General features: G+C 55.3%; 15 protein-coding genes. 9 read left to right on the top strand and 6 right to left on the bottom strand.

Going from position 1 to position 15,690, the window contains the following annotated elements:
- Positions 1-18: 18 nt before the first annotated feature.
- The 6 genes from C3F35_RS21950 to pspA form a co-directional block, all read right to left on the bottom strand.
- On the bottom strand, positions 19-1,311 hold the full coding sequence (locus C3F35_RS21950) for an ABC transporter substrate-binding protein (RefSeq protein ID WP_032611135.1): 1,293 nt from the start codon (positions 1,309-1,311) through the stop codon (positions 19-21).
- 14 nt (positions 1,312-1,325) lie between these two features.
- Positions 1,326-3,023 (bottom strand): sugar phosphorylase, encoded by a 1,698-nt coding sequence (locus C3F35_RS21945; protein WP_103793321.1) that lies wholly within the window; start codon positions 3,021-3,023, stop codon positions 1,326-1,328.
- A gap of 185 nt (positions 3,024-3,208) precedes the next feature.
- Positions 3,209-3,430, bottom strand: coding sequence for a phage shock protein PspD (pspD, locus tag C3F35_RS21940; RefSeq protein WP_103793320.1), 222 nt, complete (start codon positions 3,428-3,430; stop codon positions 3,209-3,211).
- 14 nt (positions 3,431-3,444) lie between these two features.
- A complete protein-coding gene (pspC, locus tag C3F35_RS21935) occupies positions 3,445-3,804 on the bottom strand; it encodes an envelope stress response membrane protein PspC (protein WP_103793319.1) in 360 nt (119 codons plus the stop codon).
- The gene (gene pspB, locus C3F35_RS21930; protein ID WP_032611139.1) at positions 3,804-4,028 is read right to left on the bottom strand and encodes an envelope stress response membrane protein PspB; all 225 of its coding nucleotides are present in this window, start codon (positions 4,026-4,028) and stop codon (positions 3,804-3,806) included. Before pspB ends, pspC begins: the two co-directional genes overlap by 1 nt.
- 54 nt (positions 4,029-4,082) lie before the next feature.
- A complete protein-coding gene (gene pspA / locus C3F35_RS21925) occupies positions 4,083-4,751 on the bottom strand; it encodes a phage shock protein PspA (RefSeq protein ID WP_032611140.1) in 669 nt (222 codons plus the stop codon).
- Positions 4,752-4,902: 151 nt separating this feature from the next.
- Here pspA and pspF point away from each other — a divergent pair, with 151 nt between their 5' ends.
- From pspF to C3F35_RS21880, 9 genes are all read left to right on the top strand, one after another.
- A complete protein-coding gene (pspF, locus tag C3F35_RS21920) occupies positions 4,903-5,895 on the top strand; it encodes a phage shock protein operon transcriptional activator (protein ID WP_164529864.1) in 993 nt (330 codons plus the stop codon).
- An 88-nt stretch (positions 5,896-5,983) separates the two neighbouring features.
- Positions 5,984-7,624, top strand: coding sequence for an ABC transporter substrate-binding protein SapA (sapA, locus tag C3F35_RS21915; RefSeq protein ID WP_103793317.1), 1,641 nt, complete (start codon positions 5,984-5,986; stop codon positions 7,622-7,624).
- Positions 7,621-8,586 carry a putrescine export ABC transporter permease SapB gene (gene sapB, locus C3F35_RS21910; protein WP_032611142.1) on the top strand — a complete coding sequence of 322 codons (966 nt, stop codon included), beginning with the start codon at positions 7,621-7,623 and terminating at the stop codon, positions 8,584-8,586. The genes sapA and sapB overlap by 4 nt, the downstream gene beginning before the upstream one ends.
- Positions 8,573-9,463 (top strand): putrescine export ABC transporter permease SapC, encoded by an 891-nt coding sequence (gene sapC / locus C3F35_RS21905; protein WP_032611143.1) that lies wholly within the window; start codon positions 8,573-8,575, stop codon positions 9,461-9,463. Before sapB ends, sapC begins: the two co-directional genes overlap by 14 nt.
- On the top strand, positions 9,463-10,455 hold the full coding sequence (gene sapD, locus C3F35_RS21900; protein WP_032611144.1) for a putrescine export ABC transporter ATP-binding protein SapD: 993 nt from the start codon (positions 9,463-9,465) through the stop codon (positions 10,453-10,455). Before sapC ends, sapD begins: the two co-directional genes overlap by 1 nt.
- A 1-nt stretch (position 10,456) precedes the next feature.
- Positions 10,457-11,263, top strand: coding sequence for a putrescine export ABC transporter ATP-binding protein SapF (sapF, locus tag C3F35_RS21895; RefSeq protein ID WP_032611145.1), 807 nt, complete (start codon positions 10,457-10,459; stop codon positions 11,261-11,263).
- A gap of 123 nt (positions 11,264-11,386) precedes the next feature.
- Positions 11,387-12,175: an enoyl-ACP reductase FabI gene (gene fabI / locus C3F35_RS21890; protein ID WP_032611146.1), complete on the top strand. Its 789-nt coding sequence runs from the start codon at positions 11,387-11,389 to the stop codon at positions 12,173-12,175.
- 179 nt (positions 12,176-12,354) lie between these two features.
- Complete coding sequence (locus C3F35_RS21885; protein WP_103793316.1) at positions 12,355-13,362, top strand: CMD domain-containing protein; 1,008 nt, start codon at positions 12,355-12,357, stop codon at positions 13,360-13,362.
- Positions 13,363-13,450: 88 nt separating this feature from the next.
- Positions 13,451-15,385 (top strand): exoribonuclease II, encoded by a 1,935-nt coding sequence (locus C3F35_RS21880; protein ID WP_103793315.1) that lies wholly within the window; start codon positions 13,451-13,453, stop codon positions 15,383-15,385.
- The last annotated feature ends 305 nt before the right edge of the window (positions 15,386-15,690 follow it).

The following is a 15,690-nucleotide window of genomic DNA, read 5'->3' as shown; positions in this document are numbered from 1 at the left end:
CCCTTCCGCAGTGCGCTCCTATCGTTGTGAAATCAGGTCAGTCAGTCGCGTCTGGCTATTGCTTAACGTTGCGCTGAGATCCTGTTGCCCCACCGTCACGTTATGCACCATGGAACTGATGATGCCGGAACCCGTCACGTCGCCCATGCGGGTGAAATTTTTATCTCCCACTGCGCCAAACACCTGCACATTCGGGAACTGCGCGATCAGCTCATAAGGCAGTTGCCCAAAGGCCTTGATCACCTCGTTGTTTTTCCAGGTTTCGGTGCCGACCACCAGCTTGTTCACCGGCAATGCCGCGCCCGGGGACATCATGACCCAGTCGGTGGCGGTTTGAGCCTGTTCCATCCAGGTAACAAATTTCTCTGCCGCTTTGGTTTCTTCTTCGGTTTGACCGGTAGTGATGGTCAGCGAAGTGACCATGCCGTAGACCGCAGAGGAGGTTTCAGTCGGGACGACGAATCCCAGATTGGCGGGATTTCCGTCTTTGAAGACAGCCGGCAGGATGTAGGTGGAGTAGACGGCCATTGGCGCAGAGCCATTCATAAAGGCGTCTTTGATCTCCATAACATCGTTCGATCCCGGCATGGTGGTCGCCGCCAGCTCTTTATAAAACGCCAGCGCTTTGGCCATTTCCGGCGTGTTAATTTCGACATCACCTTTGGCATTGAACACGTTTGCACCACCCGACAGAGCAAACTGCGAGAACGCTTGCTCAGTCATCACGCTTTCAGCAGTAGGCAGGGCAATGCCGTAATGTTTACTGGCCGGATTGTTCAACATCTGGCTGGTTTTCAGCAGCTGTTCCCAGTTTTTCGGCTCTTCAAGACCCGCTGCCGCAAGTACGTCCTTGTGGTACCAGACGCCGGAAAGCCAGGCGCTGATCGGCACACCCGTCCAGGCTTCGCCATCTTCAGTGCGAACGACGCGCAGGATCCCGTCGTAGAAGGTGTTTTCGCCCACAGCATTAATGGCTTCGCTAATAGCAGCACGATCCAGCAGTTGCTCTTTATCCATGACTTTGGCGTAATCGTGGCTGACTTCGATTACTTCAGGCAGGGCGCCGGTACGGGCCAGCGTAATCACCTTGGTGTTATAGGCATCCTCTTCCACCGGCACCTGTTTCACCTTGATGGTCGGATTCTCTTTCTCGAATTTCTCAATCAGTTTTGTAATAACCGCCTGTCGCTCCTGTTCGACAGACGAGTGCATAAACTCAATGGTGACGTTAGACTGTTGGTCTTCCTTGCAACCTGATAACAGGGCGCACGAAACCAGTGCTGATATCAGCACAATTCTGGGCATTTTCATTTTTTAGGTCCTTTTTAGTTTTCTTTAATCCACATGACCTGCCATGGATTTAGGGACAGAGTCGTACTACGAATATCCTCTCCGGCGATTAACTCCCTTCCGGTTTCAATATCTGAATGAATATTTTGCTGGTAATTGCTGAAATTAAATAATGCAGTAATGCGCTCGCCATTATCCGCAGTACGAATAATTTTGAAAACATGCGCGCCTGACGTCTCGAAAATCGTCTGACTGTCTGGATGGAAGGCTTTTTCTGTCCGACGCACCGCAATCAATTGTGTCAGTCGATGGTAAATGCTATGGCGAAGGCTCTTGTTATCCTCAAGTTCGGCATCTATTTCCCCGGCGCGGTATTTTTTCCGGTTAATGGCGCGGTTATACCCCAGCCGCTCTACCCCGTCATAATCGTTACGGGAACCCAGGATACTTTGGATATACACTGCAGGCACGCCCGGGAAACTTAACAGAACAGCATGAGCCAGAATAAATCGGGCAATGCGCTCATTATCCTCACTCTCCTTCGCACTTAACGCATCGAGATAGGTAACATTGATTTCATAGGGGCTTCGGGTGCCATCAGGATTATTTTTCCAGTTAACCAGCGCCCCTTCTTGTTGCAATTTCTCTACCAGCGAGAGGATTTCCGACTCCGGTAAAATTCCGCGTAAAGGATTAAGGCCGATGCCGTCATGCGAAGCCAGGAAGTTAAACCAGGTGGTTTTCATGGAAGGCAGCTTCAGCGATGACGCCCACTGACAGAGCGCCCGGACATCCTGACAATGGACGGCGTGCAGCACAAGCGGAGGCAGAGAGAACTGATAAACCATCTGCGCTTCATTTTCACCATCACCAAAGTAAGAGATGTTGTCTTTATGCGGAACGTTTGTCTCCGTAATCAGCACCGTACCTGGAGCCACTCTGTCCGTGATGGCGCGGAAAAGCTGAATAAGGCGATGCGTTTGTTCAAGATGAATGCAGTTTGTTCCAGGGATTTTCCACATAAAGCCGACGGCATCCAGGCGGATATAACGAGCCCCTTCCATAAGGTAATGCAGCAGCACATCCACCATCGCAATCAGCACTTCAGGAGAGGCGAAATTGAGATCGATCTGGTCTTCGCTGAAGGTGGTCCAGAGATGGCGGACACTGCCATCATGGAGCGTGAAAGGTGTCAGAAGGGGTAAAGCCCGGGGCCGCGTCACTGCGGACAAATCGGTTTCGGGATCGACGGAAATAAAGAAATCTTCATACCCCGGCATCTGGTTAATATAATTTTCAAACCATTTACTTTTCGCCGACATATGATTGCAAACGAAGTCAAACATCAAGCTGGCTGACTTTTTTAATTCCGCGACATCACACCACGAACCCGTTTCAGGTGCAACTTCATGATAATCGATGACGGAAAAACCATCGTCAGAAGACCAGGGGTAAAAAGGCAGAAGATGGACATGAGAAAATGAGCGAGAGAGCCACTCATTATAAAATCGGGTAAAAACCGGAAGAGCTTTCTCCCCTGGCGCAGAGAACTGATCGGCATAAGTAATCAGGACAATATCTTTTTCATCCCAGCCTGCTTTACGCTTTCCCGTAATTACAGACCCAGCGTTGTCAATTTTCTCAAGCAGCATCTTTAAATGCGCCTCAGAAAAAGACTCTCCGTAAACAAAGTTTATTAAACTCTTAATTTTAGCGTTCACATTGTTTTCCATGGTAGCGGTCCCACGGAGGGCAATCTACTCCCATGAAAAATATCTGTCAACGGACAAGCAAGGAGAAAAAGGGATTCGCAAAGCAGCTCAGCGCATTATTGTGAACTGCCGCAAAGAAAGCAGGAAATCAGAGAAATGCTACCTGCCCTCTCCATATAAAGGAAAGGGCTCAGGTAATAGGGAGATCAGGAGAAGTAACGACGGGAAACGCGGTTTGCCAGCTTCTTCAGCATGGGCTCCAGCGCCACAGCCAGAAACATTCTTACCGGCTTACGCGCAACAGACTTAATGGCCCAGCCCGCGACGCCTGCCGGGCCGTAACGTAGTGCAGTCAGTAAAACCAGCTTCCCTGCGAATTTCAGGCCCGGCTTAACCTGCTGTCCGGCCTGTTGCCAGCGTTGATTCATATGAGTTCTCTCAGTTAAAGCTGACGAAAACGGCTTCGCAGCGAGAAAGTGTCAGAGGTGACATACCGCTCCATCTCACGCAGGCGTTGCTCGCCTGCCGACAGTTGGGCATCCACCGCGTCCAGCAGTTCACTGCTGGTTGGGGCATTCTCATCGCTCATCGCGCTGTCAGGCATAGGGTCCAGCACGAAAGATAAAATGATGTAGGCCACCAGGGTAATAAACGCCAGACCAAAGAAAATGGAGAGCACCGTCATCACGCGTACCAGCTTTACCGGCACGTCGAGGTAGTGCGCCAGGCCGGCGCAGACGCCGCGTACCATCCCCTGCTGGGGGATACGCCACAATTTTTTATTCAGATTCAGTCCGGCCATTAGCGATCCCTCCAGTTCGGATGTTCCGCATCCAGGATCGCTTCCAGCGCCTGAATACGTTCACGCATTTTATTCGCCTCCTGGGTCAGTTGCGCCAGACGCTGCTGTTCGCCTTGCGACAGCTCGCCCCGGGAAGAACGGTTGCTGTAATGCAGCCATAACCAGATCGGCAGTACAAACAGCACAAAAATGGTTAGCGGAATGGCAAGAAAAAGCGCGCTCATGTCTACTCCTTGTCTTACGATGAGTGGCGGCGCCAGCTGGCGCCGCAGGTATTATTATTGATTGTCTTGTTTCATTCTGGCCTTCAGCGCGGCCAGTTGCTCGCTGATTTCATCATCCGCTTTCAGATCGGCAAACTGCTGATCCAGCGTCTTCTGTTTGCCAAAGCTGTGGCTTTCGGCTTCGGCTTCCATCTGATCGATACGACGCTCAAATGACTCGAAACGGGCCATGGCTTCATCGATCTTGCCGCTGTCCAATTGACGGCGCACATCGCGTGAAGAGCTGGCTGCCTGGTGACGCAGCGCCAGAGCCTGCTGGCGGGCGCGGGTTTCGCTCAGTTTGTTCTCCAGCTCCGCAATCTCTTTTTTCATGCGGGTGAGCGTGTCATCTACCAGCGTAACTTCCTGCTCCAGCGTCGCGACGATGTCAGTCAGCTTCTGTTTTTCGATCAGCGCGGAACGGGCCAGATCGTCTTTATCTTTACGCAGCGCCAGTTCGGCTTTTTCCTGCCATTCGCTCTGTTGGGCAGTCGCTTGTTCAATGCGGCGAGAAAGTTGCTTCTTCTCTGCCAGCGCACGGGCGGAGTTTGAACGTACTTCCACCAGCGTATCTTCCATCTCCTGAATCATCAGGCGCACCAGCTTCTGTGGATCTTCCGCTTTTTCCAGCAGCGAGTTGATGTTGGCGTTCACGATGTCTGCAAAACGAGAAAAAATACCCATAATTGAATCCTCACATTTCTGTTATCGGGCTAAGCCCTGCTGCATAGCTAATACAAATCCCGTGCCAGTTTTTTATCTTATTGATTTTATGAGAGGTGATTGCTTTTTCACCCGTTCCACTCTACTCTCGCTTAGTGAATCACACCACTAAATGGTTAATTTCATCATGTCTGAATTTAAAGATACCTTATTAGGGGAAGCGAACAGCTTTCTTGAAGTCCTGGAGCAGGTTTCCCGCCTGGCACCGCTGAATAAACCGGTATTGATCATCGGGGAGCGCGGCACCGGGAAAGAGCTGATTGCCAACCGTCTGCATTACTTATCCGGGCGCTGGGATGGCCCCTTTATCTCCCTGAACTGCGCCGCACTGAACGAAAACCTGCTTGATACCGAACTGTTCGGTCATGAGGCGGGAGCCTTTACCGGGGCGCAGCGTCGTCACCCCGGACGTTTCGAGCGCGCCGATGGCGGTACGCTGTTCCTCGATGAGCTGGCCACCGCCCCGATGCTGGTGCAGGAAAAACTGCTGCGCGTGATTGAATACGGCGAGCTGGAGCGCGTGGGCGGCAGTCAGCCGTTGCAGGTCAATGTTCGTCTGGTCTGCGCCACCAACGCCAACCTGCCGGAGATGGTCGAGCAGGAGCGGTTTCGCGCCGACCTGCTGGATCGGCTGGCCTTTGATGTCGTCAATCTGCCACCGCTGCGCGAGCGCCGCAGCGATATCATGCTCCTGGCCGGGCAGTTTGCCATTCAGATGTGCCGCGAGCTGGGTCTTCCTCTGTTTCCCGGCTTCAGTCAGCGCGCCCGTGACACGCTGCTCGACTACCGCTGGCCGGGGAATATCCGTGAACTGAAAAATGTGGTTGAGCGTTCCGTCTATCGCCACGGCAGCAGCGAAACCGAGCTGGATGAGATTGTGATCGATCCGTTCAGTCGTTCCACCCCCTCTCCCGCCGATAAGCCCCATTCCGCGGCGTCGCCGGTCCTGCCGCTGGATTTACGCCAGTTCCAGCAGGCGCAGGAGAAGCAACTGCTGGAGCAGAGTCTGCGGGAGGCAAAATACAATCAGAAACGCGCGGCTGAACTGCTGGGGCTGACCTACCACCAGCTAAGGGCATTGCTCAAAAAGCATCAAATGCGCTGACAATATCAGCACTTATCCGCAGACATTTTTACGAAGCAGGTGTAAGTGCGATACACTTTGCAGATCGTCACTAAAAACCTTAAAAATTATGCGTCTGGTTTTCTCGTCCCTGATTGCGCTCGGCCTGTTATGTAGCCAGGCTTTTGCTGCCCCCACGTCTGTGGATGGCGCTGATATTCGCGACAGCGGCTTTGTCTACTGCGTCAGTGGGCAGGTCAACACCTTCAACCCGCAAAAAGCGAGCAGCGGCCTGATTGTTGATACCCTCGCCGCACAGCTGTACGACCGCCTGCTGGATGTAGATCCTTATACGTACCGCCTGGTGCCAGAGCTGGCCGAAAGCTGGGAAGTCTTAGACAACGGCGCCACCTACCGTTTCCGTCTGCGCGACGATGTGAGCTTCCAGTCCACGTCATGGTTTAAACCTACCCGTAAACTCAATGCGGATGATGTGGTCTTCACCTTCCAGCGCATTTTTAACCGCGACGATGAGTGGCACTACGTTAACGGCGGCAGCTTCCCCTATTTCGACAGCCTGCAGTTTGCCGATACGGTGAAAAACGTGCGCAAGCTGGACAACCGCACGGTGGAGTTTACCCTCGCGCGCCCGGATGCCTCCTTCCTGTGGCATCTTGCAACGCACTACGCCTCGGTGATGTCCGCTGAATACGCCACCCAACTGACCCTGCAGGATAAACAGGAGCTGATGGACCGCCAGCCGGTGGGCACAGGTCCGTTCCAGGTTGCAGAGTATCGCGCCGGGCAATATGTGCGTCTGCAACGCCATGACAAATTCTGGCGCGGCAAACCGCTGATGCCACAGGTCGTGGTGGATTTAGGTTCCGGCGGCACGGGCCGATTATCGAAGCTGCTCACCGGTGAGTGCGATGTGCTGGCCTGGCCGGCCGCCAGCCAGCTGACCATCCTGCGTGACGATCCGCGTCTGCGCCTGACCCTGCGCCCGGGCATGAACATCGCCTATCTGGCGTTTAATACCAATAAGCCGCCACTTAATAACCCGGCAGTGCGCCACGCTCTGGCGCTGGCGATCAATAACCAGCGTTTGATGCAGTCCATCTATTACGGTACAGCAGAAACGGCCGCCTCAATCCTGCCCCGCGCCTCGTGGGCTTACGATAGCGAGGCTAAAATTACCGAATACAACCCGGATAAAGCCCGCGAACAGCTTAAAGCGCTAGGGGCGGATAATCTCACCCTGCAATTGTGGGTCCCTACCAGTTCTCAAGCCTGGAACCCCAGCCCGCTTAAGACCGCTGAGCTGCTGCAAGCCGACCTCGCTCAGGTGGGGGTCACGGTGGTGATCGTTCCGGTGGAAGGCCGTTTTCAGGAGGCGCGCCTGATGGATATGAACCATGATTTAACCCTGGCAGGCTGGGCAACCGACAGTAACGACCCGGACAGCTTCTTCCGGCCACTGCTGAGCTGTGCAGCGATCGATTCGCAGACCAACTATGCCCACTGGTGCCACCGCGAATTTGATGACATTCTGCGCAAAGCGCTGTCAACTCAGCAGCTGGCGTCGCGCATCGATGCCTACGATGAGGCACAAACGATTCTGGCCCAAGAGTTGCCGGTGCTGCCGCTGGCCTCCTCTCTGCGTCTGCAGGCGTACCGTTACGATATTAAAGGGCTGGTGCTTAGCCCGTTTGGCAACGCGTCCTTTGCCGGTGTCTCTCGTGAGAAGCAAGAAGAGGTGAAAAAACCGTGATTATTTTTACCTTACGTCGGCTGCTGTTGCTGCTCATCACTCTCTTCTTCCTGACCTTTGTCGGCTTCAGTCTGAGCTATTTCACGCCGCATGCGCCGCTACAGGGCGCCTCCCTGTGGAATGCGTGGTGGTTCTGGTTTGAAGGGGTGCTGCACTTTGACTTTGGCGTCTCCAGCATTAACGGCCAGCCCATCGCTGAACAGCTGAAAGAGGTGTTCCCCGCCACGATGGAGCTGTGCATTCTGGCGTTCGGTTTTGCGCTGGTAGTAGGCATCCCGGTGGGGATGCTCGCCGGGATCACCCGCAACAAATGGCAGGATAAATTCATCAGCGCCATAGCCCTGCTCGGCTTTTCGGTACCAGTATTCTGGCTGGCGCTGCTATTGACGCTCTTTTTCTCACTGACGCTGGGCTGGCTGCCGGTGTCCGGGCGTTTTGACCTGTTGTATGAGGTGAAGACGGTGACCGGTTTCGCCATTATTGACGCCTGGCTCTCAGATTCGGTCTGGCGGCATGAGATGATTATCAGCGCCGTGCGCCATATGGTGCTGCCGGTGCTGGCGCTGGCCGTTGCGCCGACCACCGAGGTGATCCGGTTGATGCGCATCAGCACCATCGAGGTGTTTGATAAGAACTATGTCAAAGCCGCAGCTACGCGCGGGCTGTCGCGGCTGACGATTTTACGTCGCCATGTTCTGCATAACGCCCTGCCGCCGGTGATCCCGCGGCTAGGCCTGCAATTTTCTACCATGCTGACCCTGGCGATGATCACCGAGATGGTCTTTAGCTGGCCGGGCCTGGGGCGCTGGCTGATTAACGCCATCCGCCAGCAGGATTACGCCGCGATCTCCGCAGGCGTGATGGTGATTGGCGCGCTGGTGATTATTGTTAACGTGATATCCGATATTTTGGGCGCTATGGCTAACCCGCTGAAACATAAGGAATGGTATGCCTTACGATAGCGTATACAGTGAAAAGCGCACGCCCGGGGCGTTGCGCACCGTGTGGCGTAACTTTTATGGCGATACCACGGCGATGATCGGCCTGTACGGCTGCGGCGGCCTGGCGCTGCTCTGCGTCCTGGGATCCTGGTTTGCGCCCTACGGTATCGACCAGCAGTTCCTCGGCTATCAGCTGTTACCGCCCTCCTGGTCACGCTACGGCGAAGTCTCGTTCTTCCTCGGTACCGACGATCTCGGGCGCGATGTCTTAAGTCGTCTGCTGAGCGGCGCAGCACCCACGGTCGGCGGCGCGTTTGTGGTCACCCTGGCGGCCACCCTGTGTGGGCTGGTGCTGGGCATTGTCGCCGGGTCAACCCACGGCCTGCGCTCGGCAGTGACAAACCACATTCTCGACACCCTGCTGTCGATTCCGTCGCTGCTGCTGGCGATCATCGTGGTGGCGTTCTCCGGCCCGCACCTGACCCACGCTATGTTTGCGGTGTGGCTGGCGCTGCTGCCGCGCATGGTGCGCTCGGTCTATAGCCTGGTTCACGATGAGCTGGAAAAAGAGTACGTGGTTGCCGCCCGTCTGGATGGCGCCACTACCTTAAATATTCTGTGGTTCGCGGTGCTGCCTAATATCGCCTCTGGGATGGTGACCGAGATCACCCGCGCCCTGTCGATGGCGATCCTCGATATCGCTGCGCTCGGTTTTCTCGACCTGGGCGCGCAACTCCCCTCCCCGGAATGGGGGGCAATGCTGGGCGACGCGCTGGAATTGATCTACGTGGCGCCGTGGACGGTGATGCTGCCGGGCGCGGCGATCATGATAAGTGTGTTACTGGTGAACCTGCTTGGCGACGGCATTCGTCGCGCCATTGTGGCGGGGGTGGAATAATGCCATTACTGGACATTCGTAATCTGACGATTGAAATAAAAACCAGCGAAGGCTGGGTGAAAGCGGTTGACCGCGTCAGCATTACCCTGAGCGAAGGCGAGATCCGCGGACTGGTGGGCGAATCTGGCTCGGGCAAAAGCTTAATTGCCAAAGCCATATGCGGCGTGGCGAAAGATAACTGGCGCGTCACCGCCGACCGGATGCGTTTTGATGATATTGACCTGCTGCGCCTCTCCGCCCGCGAGCGACGTAAGCTGGTGGGCCACAACGTGTCGATGATTTTTCAGGAGCCGCAGTCCTGCCTCGATCCGTCCGAACGTGTTGGTAAGCAGCTGATGCAGAACATTCCCGGCTGGACCTATAAAGGCCGCTGGTGGCAGCGTTTTGGCTGGCGCAAACGCCGGACCATCGAGCTATTGCACCGGGTGGGCATTAAGGATCACAAAGACGCCATGCGCAGCTTCCCGTATGAGCTGACCGACGGCGAGTGTCAGAAAGTGATGATCGCCATTGCGCTGGCCAACCAGCCACGCCTGCTGATTGCCGACGAACCAACCAATGCGATGGAACCCACCACCCAGGCGCAAATTTTCCGCCTGCTCACGCGGCTGAACCAGAACAACAACACCACTATTCTGCTGATCAGTCATGACCTGCAGATGCTGAGCAAATGGGCAGATAAAATTGACGTGATGTACTGCGGACAGACCGTGGAAACCGCCGGCAGCGAAGATCTGATTACCATGCCACATCACCCCTACACCCAAGCGCTGATCCGGGCGATCCCCGATTTTGGCAGCGCCATGCCGCATAAAAGCCGCCTCAACACCTTGCCGGGGGCGATCCCGCTTCTTGAGCATCTGCCGATTGGCTGCCGTCTGGGGCCGCGTTGCCCCTATGCGCAGCGTAAATGCATTGAAACCCCGCGCCTTGCCGGGCCGAGGAACCACCTCTTTGCCTGCCATTTCCCGCTGAACATGGAGAAAGAGTGACATGGTCGAAACCTTGTTGGAAGTGCGCAACCTGAGTAAGACCTTTCGCTATCGCACCGGTTTGTTCCACCGCCAGACCGTCGAAGCGGTAAAGCCGCTGAGCTTTACCCTGCGGGAAAAGCAGACCCTGGCGATCATCGGCGAAAACGGTTCGGGGAAATCAACGCTGGCAAAAATGCTGGCCGGTATGATCGAACCTTCTGATGGCGATGTACTGATTGACGACCATCTGCTGAAATTTGGTGATTACTCGTTCCGCAGTCAGCGGATCCGCATGATTTTTCAGGATCCCTCGACCTCGCTGAACCCGCGCCAGCGTATCTCGCAGATCCTCGATTTTCCACTGCGTCTGAATACCGATCTGGAGTTTGAAGCGCGCCGTAAGCAGATTATTGAGACCCTGCGGATGGTTGGGCTACTGCCGGATCATGTCAGCTATTATCCGCATATGCTGGCACCCGGCCAAAAGCAGCGTCTCGGCCTTGCCCGCGCGCTGATCCTGCGGCCAAAAGTCATCATCGCTGACGAAGCGCTGGCCTCGCTGGATATGTCGATGCGTTCACAGTTAATCAATCTGATGCTGGAGTTGCAGGAGAAACAGGGTATCTCGTATATCTACGTGACCCAGCATCTGGGGATGATGAAGCACATCAGCGATCAGGTGATGGTGATGCATGAAGGCTCGGTAGTGGAGCGCGGCAGTACCGCATCGGTGTTGGCCTCGCCGCTTCACGACCTGACAAAACGTTTAATTGCCGGGCATTTTGGCGAAGCCTTAACCGCCGATGCATGGCGAAAAGACCGCTGACCTGCCCCGTATGGAGTGGTCGGATTAACACTGTACGCGACACATGCTATTATCGCCGCGTTTTAACGACGGTTGTCCAAACAGATGACAGCCGCCACAACAATGAATATAAGGATTAGAGCTATGGGTTTTCTTTCCGGTAAGCGCATTCTGGTGACTGGCGTTGCCAGCAAACTGTCCATCGCATACGGCATCGCACAGGCTATGCATCGCGAAGGCGCTGAGCTGGCATTCACCTACCAGAACGACAAGCTGAAAGGCCGCGTAGAAGAGTTTGCCGCGCAGCTGGATTCCAGCATCATTCTGGAATGCGACGTTGCGCAAGATGAAAGCATCGACGGCATGTTCGCTGAGCTGGCAAAAACCTGGCCGAAATTTGACGGTTTCGTTCACTCCATCGGTTTCGCACCAGGCGATCAGCTGGATGGCGACTACGTGAACGCGGTCACCCGTGAAGGCTTCAAAATTGCCCACGACATCAGCTCCTACAGCTTTGTGGCGATGGCGAAAGCCTGCCGCAGCATGCTGAACCCAGGTTCTGCTCTGCTCACCCTGTCCTACCTGGGTGCTGAGCGCGCCATCCCGAACTACAACGTGATGGGCCTGGCGAAAGCTTCTCTGGAAGCAAACGTGCGCTACATGGCGAACGCTATGGGTCCTGAAGGCGTGCGCGTCAACGGTATCTCTGCGGGTCCAATCCGTACTCTCGCCGCTTCCGGCATCAAAGACTTCCGTAAAATGCTGGCGCATTGCGAAGCCGTTACCCCAATCCGTCGCACCGTTACCATCGAAGACGTGGGTAACTCCGCAGCCTTCCTGTGCTCTGACCTCTCTGCTGGCATCTCTGGCGAAGTGGTTCACGTTGACGGCGGTTTCAACATCGCTGCAATGAACGAGCTGGAAATCAAATAAGTTCGTGCCCTTCCCGCTCCGGCGGGAAGGTGTGCCCGGCAGCACCTGTCTGTCGGGTTTCTCCCGCTGTTTTTCCCCTCGTTATTCCGTTCCGCTATTTGTTATCACCTAACAATATTTTTCCGCTTATCCGCCTTACGCCAGGATATTGATCGCTATGTTGAGATCAAGGAATGCACATGGAACAACGCCGTATTTCTGGCAAAGGCCACTGGTATCACGAGACCCAGTCCAGTAGCAGCCCGACGGAAGTCCTGCCTTTGGTTCCCGAAGCCGCACAGGTGGCGGATCGTTTTTTGTTGAACCTCGCCTTACCGGCCTCGCTGCTGGCAGCCTATGAGCGCTGGTTAACCCCGGCCAGGGCGCTGTGCGACCTCTTTTTCCCCCGTGCCGTGCCGGTAAATCGCCTGCGCACGTTCAGCGCGTATGACCGGTTCAGCACGGCCCTGACCGTGGCGCAGGTGTGCGGCGTGCAGCGGCTCTGTAATCACTACGCCGCGCTACTTGCCCCCCTCCCCGGTCCTGACTCCTCCCGTGAAAGTAATCGCCGCCTCGCCCAAATCACCCAGTATGCCCGCCAGCTTGCCAGCTCACCCGATGTGATCGACAGCAAGGCACAGCAGGAGCTGGACGACGTGGGTCTGACGGTCTACGACATTGTGACCATCAATCAGATTATCGGCTTTGTTGGCTTTCAGGCGCGGGTCGTGGCGGTCTTCCAGGCCCTTCTTGGGCATCCTGTTCGCTGGCTGCCCGGGCACCACATCCCGCCGCACGCTCTGATAGACGATAATGTGCTGAACATGGACACCTGGGAGCCAGTTGTCCCGGGCGTTGAGCAATGCAATGCCAGTGCACAACAACTGGCGTCGCTTGAGCGCTGGCAGGCTGAGCCGCTGTTGCGGCAGCTCACGCCGGTGCTGTGTCATGAACCGGCGATCCTCGATTACACAGGTGAAATTCTGGTCAGCGGGATCCATGCCGCACAGACATCTCCTGCCCTGGATGAGCCAGTGAGACGCGCGATAGAGCAGCTGGCGCGCTCGCCGGATCAGTTCAGCGCTGCGCAATTTACCCCGTTAACGGATGAGGGGCTTTCCCCGGCTCAGGCTATCAACCTGCTGACCTGGAGCGCTTTTTGCGGCTGGTTGAACCGTCTGAAGATCGCCATTGGCAGAGGCGAATAACCATACTAATTACCTAAAGAGCGCTTGCTGTAGCAGTGAGATTCGCGTAAAACTGTCAGCCGCTCAATGGCTACGAAAATAGATCACTATGCTCCAGGACAACCCGCTGCTAGCGCAGCTTAAACAGCAACTGCATTCCCAGACGCCACGTGCTGAAGGGGTGGTAAAAGCCACGGAAAAAGGCTTTGGCTTCCTTGAAGTCGATGCGCAGAAAAGCTACTTCATTCCGCCTCCGCAGATGAAGAAAGTGATGCACGGCGATCGTATTACCGCTGTGATCCATAGCGAAAAGGATCGTGAATCCGCCGAGCCTGAAGAGTTGATCGAACCCTTCCTGACCCGTTTTGTCGGTAAGGTACTGCGTAAAGATGACCGTCTGTCCATCATCCCGGACCATCCCCTGCTGAAAGACGCCATCCCTTGCCGCGCCGAGCGCGGTGTCGCGCATGATTTCAAAGACGGTGACTGGGCCGTGGCTGAAATGCGCCGTCACCCTCTGAAGGGCGACCGCGGTTTTTATGCTGAACTGACCCAGTTTATTACGTTTGGCGACGATCATTTCGTGCCATGGTGGGTTACGCTTGCACGCCATAACCTGGAAAAAGAAGCGCCTGAAGGCGCGGCGACGGAGATGCTGGACGAAGGTCTGACGCGTCGCGATCTCACTGCGCTCAATTTTGTCACCATCGACAGCGCCAGCACCGAAGATATGGACGATGCGCTGTATGTGGAAGAGCAGGCTGACGGCAAACTGCTGTTAACCGTGGCGATTGCCGATCCGACGGCCTGGATTGCGGAAGGCACCCCGCTGGATGAGGCGGCTAAAATCCGCGCCTTCACCAACTACCTGCCGGGCTTTAACATCCCGATGCTGCCGCGCGAACTGTCTGACGACTTATGCTCCCTGCGTGCCAACGCCGTGCGTCCGGTTCTCGCCTGTCGTATGACCATCGCCAGCGATGGCACTATCGAAGAGAACATTGAGTTCTTTGCCGCAACCATCGAGTCGAAAGCCAAGCTGGTGTACGACGAAGTCTCTGACTGGCTGGAAAACAGCGGTAGCTGGCAGCCTGCCAACGACGCCATTGCCGAACAGATTCGTCTGTTGCAGCGCGTCTGCCTGAGCCGCAGCGAGTGGCGTAAGACCCATGCGCTGGTGTTCAAGGATCGCCCTGACTACCGCTTTATCCTCGGTGAAAAAGGCGAAGTGCTGAATATCGTTGCTGAGCCGCGTCGCATTGCTAACCGCATCGTCGAAGAGTCAATGATTGCGGCCAACATCTGTGCAGCCCGCGTGCTGCGCGACCAGCTAGGTTTCGGTATTTATAACGTGCACACCGGCTTTGATCCGGCAAACAGCGAAGCGCTGGCTGCCCTGCTGAAGGCCCACGACGTGCATGTCGATCCGCAGGAAGTGCTGACGCTGAACGGCTTCTGCAAGCTGCGTCGTGAGCTGGATGCACAGCCATCTGGCTTCCTCGACAGCCGCATTCGCCGTTTCCAGTCTTTCGCGGAGATCAGCACCGAACCTGGCCCGCACTTTGGTCTGGGTCTGGAAGCTTATGCAACCTGGACATCACCGATCCGTAAGTATGGCGATATGGTCAACCACCGCCTGCTTAAGGCTATCATCAAAGGTGAAACCATCGCCCGTCCGCAGGACGAGACCACCGTGCAGATGGCAGAGCGTCGTCGTCTTAACCGTATGGCGGAGCGCGATGTGGGTGACTGGCTGTATGCTCGATTCCTGAAAGACAAAGCCGGGACTGACACCCGTTTTGCGGCTGAAATCATCGATATCAGCCGTGGCGGCATGCGCGTTCGTCTGGTGGATAACGGCGCCGTGGCATTTATTCCGGCACCGTTCCTGCACGCCGTGCGTGATGAACTGGTCTGCAGCCAGGAGAACGGCACTGTTCAGATTAAAGGCGAAGTGGCTTATAAGGTGACCGAGGTTATCGACGTTACTATCGCTGAAGTCCGCATGGAAACACGCAGCGTTATCGCCCGCCCTGCGGTCTGATAGTTCGCTGCGAAAAAGTCGGACTCACCCCACCGGGTGGTCCGACTTTTTTATTACCTCTAAAACCTGATACTCATCACTTTTACTTATCTTTTCCTGCCAAATTTGCCAAAAGCGATCACAATTATTTGCGACGGGCGGGTTCACGCCATTTTGTGTTCTCAGAATATTCATTCGCCTGTATCCTTTTTCGCCATTCTCGTTCTAATATAAGAATACTGGGAAAAAACAATAAGTTTAGCCTTGAATCAGCGCCGTTTTAACGTGATTAAACCGACTGAAAATGCACATTGTGTGCAATTGAG

It is taken from the genome of Leclercia sp. LSNIH3, assembly GCF_002935105.1.
In the GTDB taxonomy this organism is placed as follows: Bacteria; Pseudomonadota; Gammaproteobacteria; order Enterobacterales; family Enterobacteriaceae; genus Enterobacter; species Enterobacter adecarboxylatus.
This window is presented reverse-complemented; position numbering and strand designations above follow the sequence as displayed.

Excerpts from the sequence above, each read along its gene's own strand:
- C3F35_RS21950 (WP_032611135.1), bottom strand. The coding sequence starts at position 1,311 with ATGAAAATGCCCAGAATTGTGCTGATATCAGCACTGGTTTCGTGCGCC.
- C3F35_RS21880 (WP_103793315.1), top strand. The coding sequence starts at position 13,451 with ATGCTCCAGGACAACCCGCTGCTAGCGCAGCTTAAACAGCAACTGCAT.
- pspC (WP_103793319.1), bottom strand. The coding sequence starts at position 3,804 with ATGGCCGGACTGAATCTGAATAAAAAATTGTGGCGTATCCCCCAGCAG.
- pspF (WP_164529864.1), top strand. The coding sequence starts at position 4,903 with ATGGTTAATTTCATCATGTCTGAATTTAAAGATACCTTATTAGGGGAA.
- C3F35_RS21945 (WP_103793321.1), bottom strand. The coding sequence starts at position 3,023 with ATGGAAAACAATGTGAACGCTAAAATTAAGAGTTTAATAAACTTTGTT.
- sapF (WP_032611145.1), top strand. The coding sequence starts at position 10,457 with ATGGTCGAAACCTTGTTGGAAGTGCGCAACCTGAGTAAGACCTTTCGC.
- fabI (WP_032611146.1), top strand. The coding sequence starts at position 11,387 with ATGGGTTTTCTTTCCGGTAAGCGCATTCTGGTGACTGGCGTTGCCAGC.
- pspA (WP_032611140.1), bottom strand. The coding sequence starts at position 4,751 with ATGGGTATTTTTTCTCGTTTTGCAGACATCGTGAACGCCAACATCAAC.
- sapD (WP_032611144.1), top strand. The coding sequence starts at position 9,463 with ATGCCATTACTGGACATTCGTAATCTGACGATTGAAATAAAAACCAGC.
- C3F35_RS21885 (WP_103793316.1), top strand. The coding sequence starts at position 12,355 with ATGGAACAACGCCGTATTTCTGGCAAAGGCCACTGGTATCACGAGACC.
- pspD (WP_103793320.1), bottom strand. The coding sequence starts at position 3,430 with ATGAATCAACGCTGGCAACAGGCCGGACAGCAGGTTAAGCCGGGCCTG.
- sapC (WP_032611143.1), top strand. The coding sequence starts at position 8,573 with ATGCCTTACGATAGCGTATACAGTGAAAAGCGCACGCCCGGGGCGTTG.
- pspB (WP_032611139.1), bottom strand. The coding sequence starts at position 4,028 with ATGAGCGCGCTTTTTCTTGCCATTCCGCTAACCATTTTTGTGCTGTTT.
- sapA (WP_103793317.1), top strand. The coding sequence starts at position 5,984 with ATGCGTCTGGTTTTCTCGTCCCTGATTGCGCTCGGCCTGTTATGTAGC.